The sequence below is a fragment of the Bradyrhizobium sp. genome, assembly GCF_028868675.1.
Classification (GTDB): Bacteria; Pseudomonadota; Alphaproteobacteria; order Rhizobiales; family Xanthobacteraceae; genus Bradyrhizobium.
Genome location: NZ_JAGWUA010000225.1, coordinates 1 through 7,436, shown reverse-complemented (window position 1 = coordinate 7,436; position 7,436 = coordinate 1). Strand labels below are relative to the sequence as shown.

At 67.5% G+C, this 7,436-nt stretch carries 5 protein-coding genes; 2 read left to right on the top strand and 3 right to left on the bottom strand.

Going from position 1 to position 7,436, the window contains the following annotated elements; genetic code table 11:
• Positions 1-105 precede the first annotated feature (105 nt).
• Complete coding sequence (gene rnr / locus KGM94_RS21800; RefSeq protein WP_300263994.1) at positions 106-2,385, bottom strand: ribonuclease R; 2,280 nt, start codon at positions 2,383-2,385, stop codon at positions 106-108.
• A 7-nt stretch (positions 2,386-2,392) separates the two neighbouring features.
• Positions 2,393-5,179: a type I DNA topoisomerase gene (gene topA / locus KGM94_RS21795; protein WP_300263991.1), complete on the bottom strand. Its 2,787-nt coding sequence runs from the start codon at positions 5,177-5,179 to the stop codon at positions 2,393-2,395.
• Between the two features lie 344 nt (positions 5,180-5,523).
• On the opposite strand from topA, the gene KGM94_RS21790 reads away from it, so the two are divergent.
• Positions 5,524-5,646 (top strand): hypothetical protein, encoded by a 123-nt coding sequence (locus KGM94_RS21790; protein ID WP_300263990.1) that lies wholly within the window; start codon positions 5,524-5,526, stop codon positions 5,644-5,646.
• A 222-nt stretch (positions 5,647-5,868) separates the two neighbouring features.
• Positions 5,869-6,051: a hypothetical protein gene (locus KGM94_RS21785; protein WP_300263988.1), complete on the top strand. Its 183-nt coding sequence runs from the start codon at positions 5,869-5,871 to the stop codon at positions 6,049-6,051.
• 17 nt (positions 6,052-6,068) lie between these two features.
• On the opposite strand, the gene dprA is transcribed toward KGM94_RS21785, so the two are convergent.
• On the bottom strand, positions 6,069-7,211 hold the full coding sequence (dprA, locus tag KGM94_RS21780; RefSeq protein WP_300263986.1) for a DNA-processing protein DprA: 1,143 nt from the start codon (positions 7,209-7,211) through the stop codon (positions 6,069-6,071).
• Positions 7,212-7,436 lie beyond the last annotated feature (225 nt).

Sequence of the window (7,436 nt, the reverse complement as noted above, 5' to 3'; positions counted from 1 at the left end):
GCGCGAAACCGCGGCGAACGGCCGCCGCCGCGTCGCGCTTCGCCGAAGTCGCGGCCCGCGGGGCGGAAACCTGCGTCGGGACCCGCATCGTGGAAACTTGCACCGTCATGCCCGGCTCCGCCCGCCCTTGTTCCGAGCGCGGGCCTTTGCGCCCTTGGGCGGGGCTTGTCCACGGCGCGGGGCGCGGCCCGCGGTCGCACCGGGCGCATGGCCGAGGTTGGCGAGCAGTTCGAAGCGCAAGGCGCCGGCGAAAGGTGCGGCCTCGACGAGGCGCACTTCGACGCGATCGCCGACGCGATGGCGTTCGCGTCCGCGCGCGGACACGAGCGCGCGATGCGCCTCGTCGAAGCGCCAGCGGTCGCCGCCGAGCGAGGACGCCGGCACGAATCCGTCGGCGCCGAGTTCGTCGAGCTTCACGAACAGGCCGGCGCGCGTCGCGCCCGACACCACGGCCATGAAGCGCGCCCCGATCCGGTCGGCGAGGAAATGCGCGACCAGCCGGTCGGCCGTGTCGCGCTCGGCCGCCATCGCGCGCCGCTCGGCGGACGAGATCGCTTCCGCGACCTTGGGCAGCGCGGCGGCCTCGGCGTCGGTCAGCCCGCCCTCGCCGAGCCTGCAGGCGCGGATCAGCCCGCGATGCACGACGAGATCGGCGTAGCGGCGGATCGGCGAGGTGAAATGCGCGTAGCGGCGCAGGTTGAGGCCGAAATGGCCGTAATTCTCCGCGGAATATTCCGCCTGCGCCTGCGCGCGCAACACGACCTCGCTGACCAGTGGGTAGAAGTCATGGCCTTCGAGCTGCGCCAGCACGCGGTTGAACAAAGTGGGGCGCAGCGGTCCGGCCTTGGCGAAGGGGACGTCGAGCGTCTCCAGGAACTCGGAGAGCGCGGTGACCTTTTCCAGCGTCGGCTCGTCGTGCACGCGGTAGATCAGCGGCAGCGATTTCTTCTCCAGCATCTCGGCCGCCGCGACGTTGGCGAGGATCATGAACTCCTCGATCAGCCGGTGCGCGTCCAGCCTGTCGGGAACCACGACGCGATCGATCGTGCCGTTCGCCTTCAGCAGGATCTTGCGCTCGGGCAGGTCGAGGTCGAGCGGATCGCGTTCGTCGCGCGCGCGCTTGACGCAGTTGTAGGCCGCATAGAGCGGCTTGAGGATCGGATCGAGCAGGGGACCGGTGACGTCATCCGGCCGGCCGTCGATCGCGGCCTGCGCCTGCGCGTAGTGCAGCTTGGCCGCCGAGCGCATCAGCACGCGGTGAAAGCTGTGCGAGCGCTTGCGGCCGTCGGGGCCGATCACCATCCGTACCGCGAGCGCGCCGCGCGGCTCGCCCGGCACCAGCGAGCAGAGATGGTTGGAGATCCGCTCGGGCAGCATCGGCACGACGCGGTCGGGAAAATAGACTGAGTTGCCGCGCTCCAGCGCGTCACGGTCGAGCGCCGAGCTAGGTCGCACATAGAAGGCGACGTCGGCGATCGCGACGTGGAGAATGAAGCCGCCCTTGTTGCTGGGATCCGGATCGGCCTCGGCATGCACCGCGTCGTCGTGATCCTTGGCATCGGGCGGGTCGATGGTGACGAGCGGAACGTCGCGCCAGTCCTCGCGCCCCCTGAGATTTGCGGGTTCGGCCACGTCGGCCTCGCGGGTTGCGGCCGGCGAGAATTGCAGAGGGATGTCGTGGGCGTAGATCGCAATCAGGCTGATCGCCTTCTCCGACTTGACCGAGCCGAGCTTCTCCTTGACCCGGCCGGAGGCAAGCCCGAAGCCGCGCGAGCGGACGATGTCGACGCTGACGAGATCTCCGTCCTCCGCGCCAAGCGTCTCGGTCCTTCCGATGTTCAGCTCGCGGTCGGCAAACTTCTTGTCGACCGGGACGAGCCGCCCGCCACCCTCGGGCAAGCTCCGGAACACGCCGAGGATGCGGCTCTTGGCGCGATCGATGACCTTGATGATCCGGCCGCGATAGGCCGGGCCTTCGGTCTCGTCGGCGCGCTCGACCCGTAACAGCGCGCGGTCGCCGACACCGGCCGCGGTGCCCGGGGCTGCGCGGCGCGGCACATGGATGCGGATCTTGGGCGGCTCGCCGCTCTCGACCTCGTCCCATTCGGCGGGGGAAGCGATCAATTCGCCGTCGCTGTCGCGGCCGGTGATGTCGGCGAGCACGGTCGGCGGCAGGCTGTCGGGCTCGCTGATCCGGCGGCGCTTCTTCTTGATGGTGCCCTCGTCGGCGAGCTCGCGCAGCATGCGCTTGAGCTCGGCGCGATAGGCGTTCTTCAGGCCGAACTCGCGCGCGATTTCGCGGGTTCCGACCTTTCCAGGATTTGCCTTGATGAAGGCGACGATGGCGTTCCGATCAGGAAAGCCATGGTCATGTTTGCGTTTCACTTAACCTCTAACTCTTGCCGGCACTCTTCTTGGCCGTCGCCTTGGTCGCGGCAGATGTCTTGGTCGCCGACGTCTTGATTGCCGATGTCTTGGCCGTCGACGACACGGCTGCGCGTGCCTTGCTGGTTGATTCGGATTTGGTCTTGGCTGCGGCCTTGGTCTTGGCTGCGGCCTTGGTCGCGCCCTTCTTCGCAGTCTTCGGTGCTGCGGCCTCGCCGTCGGCCTCGGAGGCCGCCTTGAAAGACTTTGCCGTCTTCTTGGGCTTGGCTTTCGCCTTGGCCTTGCCGCCGCCCTTGGCCGCGCGCTCGTCGATCAGCGCGATCGCCTGCGCCAGCGTGATCGCGTCCTTCTCGAACTCGGCCGGGATGGTGGCGTTGACGCCGCCGGCGCTGACATAGGGACCGTAGCGGCCGCTCTTCACCGTGACGGTGCCGAGCGAAGGATGATCGCCGATCGCCCTGCCGGGATCGGCACCGAACCGGCGGCTCGGACCCTTGGCGGCCTTCTCGGCGATCAGCGTGACCGCGCGGTTCAGCCCGATGTCGAATACTTCGTCGCCGGCTTCCAGGCTCGCATAAGTCTTTTCATGGCGCACGAATGGCCCGAAGCGTCCGATGCCGGCCGTGATCGGCTGGCCGGTCTCGGGATGTCTGCCGATCTCGCGCGGCAGCGACAGCAATTTGAGCGCCAACTCGAGCTCGACATCGCCCGGCGAGGTGCCCTTGGGAATGCCGGCGCGCTTCGGCTTCTCGCCTTCCGCATAATCCTTCTGCTCGCCGAGCTGGATGTAGGGGCCGAAGCGGCCGGCCTTCACCCAGACGTCGCGGCCGGTGTCGGGATCCTGGCCGAGCGACCGGTCGGCGCTGGCCTCGCTGTCGGCGGCGAGCGGACGGGTGTAGCGGCATTCCGGATAGTTGCTGCAGCCGACGAAGGCGCCGAACTTGCCGGCCTTCAGGTTGAGCCGGCCGCTGCCGCAACTTGGGCACTGCCTGATGTCGCCGCCATCGGCGCGCGGGGGATAGATGTGGGGCCCCAGCATCTCGTCGAGGGCGTCGAGCACCTGCGCGACGCGCAGATCCTTGATGTCGTCGACGGCGCCGATGAAGTCGCGCCAGAAGTCCTTCAGCACCTGCTGCCAGGAGATCTCGCTGTTGGAGATGCGGTCGAGCTGCTCCTCGAGGCCGGCGGTGAAGTCGTATTCGACGTAGCGGCTGAAGAAATTTTCCAGGAACGCGACCACGACGCGGCCCTTGTCCTCGCCGTGCAGGCGCTTCTTTTCCAGCTTGACGTAGCCGCGGTCCTTCAGGACCTGCAGGATCGAGGCATAGGTCGAAGGCCGGCCGATGCCGAGTTCTTCCATGCGCTTGACGAGTGACGCCTCCGAGAAGCGCGGCGGCGGCTCGGTGAAGTGCTGGCTGACGGCAAGGCTCTGCCGCCTCAACGCTTCGCCCCCGCTCATCGCGGGCAGGCGGCGGGAATCTTCATCCTCCTCGTCGTCGCGGCCTTCCTGGTAGAGCGCGAGGAAGCCGTCGAACTTGACGACCTGGCCGGTGGCGCGCAGCTCCAGCGTGCGGGAGCCGGCCTTGGCGACGATGTCGACGATGGTGCGCTCGAGCTCGGCGGCCTCCATCTGGCTCGCGATGGTGCGCTTCCAGATCAGCTCGTAGAGTCGTGCCTGATCGGCATCGAGCCTGCGGGTCATGCTGGCGGGACGGCGGGAGAGGTCGGTCGGGCGGATCGCCTCGTGCGCCTCCTGCGCGTTCTTGGCCTTGGCCTGGTACTGGCGCGGGGCATCGGGCACGTAGGCGTTGCCATAGTCCTCGCCGATCACCTTGCGTGCCTGGGTGACCGCCTCGGGTGCGATCTGCACGCCGTCGGTGCGCATATAAGTAATGAGTCCGGTGGTCTCGCCGCCGATGTCGATGCCTTCATAGAGGCGCTGCGCGATCCGCATGGTGTGGGCGGGGGCAAAGCCGTGTTTGCGGCTCGCCTCCTGCTGCAGGGTCGAGGTGGTGAAAGGAGCCTGCGGGTTGCGTCTGGCCGGCTTGGCGTCGACCGCCGTGACGGTGAAGGCGGCCGCTTCCAGCGCCTTCTTGAAGTCCTCGGCCTCCGCGCCGCTGCCGATGTCGAGCCGCTGGATCTTCTTGCCGTCGGCACCGACCAGGCGCGCCTCGAAGGCCTCGCCGCGCGGGGTCAGAAGGGTCGCGACGAGCGACCAGTATTCGCGCGAAACGAACTTTTCGATCTCGAGCTCGCGGTCGCAGACGAGCCGCAGCGCCACCGACTGCACGCGGCCGGCCGAACGTGCGCCCGGCAGCTTTCGCCACAGCACGGGGGAGAGGGTGAAGCCGACCAGATAGTCCAGCGCGCGGCGCGCCATATAGGCGTCGACCAGCGCGCCGTCGATCTGGCGCGGATGCTTCATGGCCTCCGAGATCGCCTGCTTGGTGATGGCGTTGAACACCACCCGCTCGATCTTCTGGTCCTTCAGCGCGCGCTTTTCCTTCAGCACCTCCAGCACATGCCAGGAGATGGCCTCGCCCTCGCGATCGGGGTCGGTGGCGAGAATCAGGCGATCGGCGCCCTTCAGCGATCTGGCAATATCGTTGAGCCGTCCGGCGGCCTTGGGATCGACCTCCCAGATCATCCGGAAATTGTGGTCCGGATCGACGGAACCGTTCTTGGCCGGGAGATCGCGGACATGGCCGAACGAGGCCAGGACCTCGTAGGAGGAGCCCAAATATTTGTTGATCGTCTTGGCTTTCGCCGGCGACTCCACGATGACGATATTCATGTAGTTCCAGTAACTTATGGGGAAAATCGGGGCCGAATTCGAAGGGATTCGGGTCGGCCGTTTCGCCCCGAACATGGGTGGTGAGGCCGCCCCTGTCAAATCGCAGGCTGTTGAGGGGCGCCGGCAAGCGCCCAATTTCCTATCCGATAAGTTGCAAAACACCACCTTGGAGTTGCGGTCGCATTGGGCGTAAGGTTTTGCGGGACGAGGATTCGGGGTGGGGTCTGGTGACGACACCAGGACGAAAACGCAGGCGCGCGGCTGCGGCCGGGCGGAGAGGTTCGCGGGCCGACGAGCCAGGGGAGGGTGGGGCTGATGAAGCGGTCGCCTTCATTGCCGAGCAGGTGGCGTCCTTGCGAAAGCTCGCCGGGCGCCACAAGCTCGACGTGCTGCACCACCTCCTCGGTATGGCCCATCTCGAAGCCGACGAACACATGCGTCTGCGCAGCAAGCGCAAGCTGTCGTGAGCTTGGAGGTGCTCGCGTAGCGAGCCTCGAAGGACGACGGTGCTGGATTGGAATTCGCGCCGATGACGATCATCCGCGCAACGAGCTGGTTGTGCCGGCCGGTTCCTTCATCCCCTGGACGTATTTGGTTGCGTTTGCGTGACGTGTTGAACCGTCGCGCAAGCTGCGCAGACATTTTCATGGGCGAGGGGGGTCTGATGACCCATTTTACGGGAGCCCGATATGTCCAAGACAGCTCGCATTCTTTCTTCATTTTCAGCACCGCGGATTTTCACCGAGAAGTCGGCCGTCCGGGCCAGGCAGTCCGACAGAAACGAGTTCGTCGCAGTCGCCCTGTTCTCCGGCATCGGCCTGTTCGTCTCGCTGCTGGCCGTCATCCTGGGCATGCAGGGGATCTGGTTCTAGCAGCGCGACCCTCGCAGCTAGATCAGCGACACCAGCCCGCCACCGTGGCGCTCGAGCCTGCCTGCAAGCTCGAATTCCAGCAGGATCGTGCGCACGATCGCGGGCGATGCGCCGGACATCCGCACGAGATCGTCGATCGTCACGGGCGCCGGCCCGAGCAGGCTTGCGATCTGCGCGCGGTCGTGGGCCCGCGGATCGCGGTCGAACGGCTCGCTGTCCGGCTCGTCTACGGGATACATCACCGGCCGTTCCAGGATCGGCTGGACCGCATTGACGATGTCGGCGGCCTCGGTGACGAGGGTGGCGCCCTGCTTGATCAAATCGTTGGTGCCGGCGGCGCGTGGATCGAGCGGCGAGCCCGGTACGGCGAACACCTCGCGGCCCTGCTCTGCCGCCATGCGCGCGGTGATCAGCGAGCCCGAGCGGTGGGCGGCTTCCACCACGACGACGCCGAGTGCGGCGCCAGAGATCAACCGGTTTCGGCGCGGGAAGTCGCGGGCGCGCGGTTCGTGGCCGAGCGGCATCTCGGAGATCGCGGCGCCCTGCTGCTCCAGGATCGCGACGAGCAGATCCTCATGCTCGGGCGGATAGATGCAGTCATGGCCGCCGGCGAGCACCGCGACGGTGCCGGAGGCCAGGCTCGTGCGATGCGCGGCCTGATCGATGCCGCGCGCCAGGCCCGAGATCACGACGAAGCCGGCTTCGCCCAGCGCCCGCGCAAGCTGTCCCGCGAATTTCAGTCCGGCGCCCGAGGCGTTGCGCGAGCCGACGATCGCGATCATCGGCCGCATCAAGCTCGCGCGGTCGCCGCGCACCGCAAGCAGCGGCGGCGCGTCGTCGAGGGTTGCAAGCCGGATGGGATAACCCTCCTCGCCCGGCGCGAGCCAGTCGACGCCGAGCTTGCGGCCGGCGGCTAGCTCGGCCCTGGCTTCGTCCGCACCGCAGATCCGTCCCGAGCGCGCTGCGCCGCCGCGGCGCGCCAACTCGGGCAGCCGCTCCAGTGCGGCGCGCGCGCTGCCAAAATGGTCGACGAGCGAGCGGAAGGTGCGCGGTCCGACATTGTCCGAGCGGATCAGCCGGAGACGGTCGACCCGCTCGGCCTCGGTCAGCGCTGGCGTTGAATTGACGGCGTCCACGGCGGCTCCTTGCGAGGCCAGCATGGAACAACCTGGAGACGTGCGAAAGGGGGCTCCGCACCGTCATTTTCGGGTTCGGTGCCGCGCGCCGCCCCGGAATGAGGGGGTGACCGGCGGCTTGCGCCGTCCCGATGCGATGCCTAAAAGCGCTTCCAACAACAGGAAACGCCGTCATGATCTCACTCGCCGACCTCCAGCGCCGTATCGACAGGGGCGAGCTGTCGCCGGATGCGGCGATCACGCAGTCGC

Excerpts from the sequence above, each read along its gene's own strand:
- KGM94_RS21785 (WP_300263988.1), top strand. The coding sequence starts at position 5,869 with ATGTCCAAGACAGCTCGCATTCTTTCTTCATTTTCAGCACCGCGGATT.
- dprA (WP_300263986.1), bottom strand. The coding sequence starts at position 7,211 with ATGCTGGCCTCGCAAGGAGCCGCCGTGGACGCCGTCAATTCAACGCCA.
- topA (WP_300263991.1), bottom strand. The coding sequence starts at position 5,179 with ATGAATATCGTCATCGTGGAGTCGCCGGCGAAAGCCAAGACGATCAAC.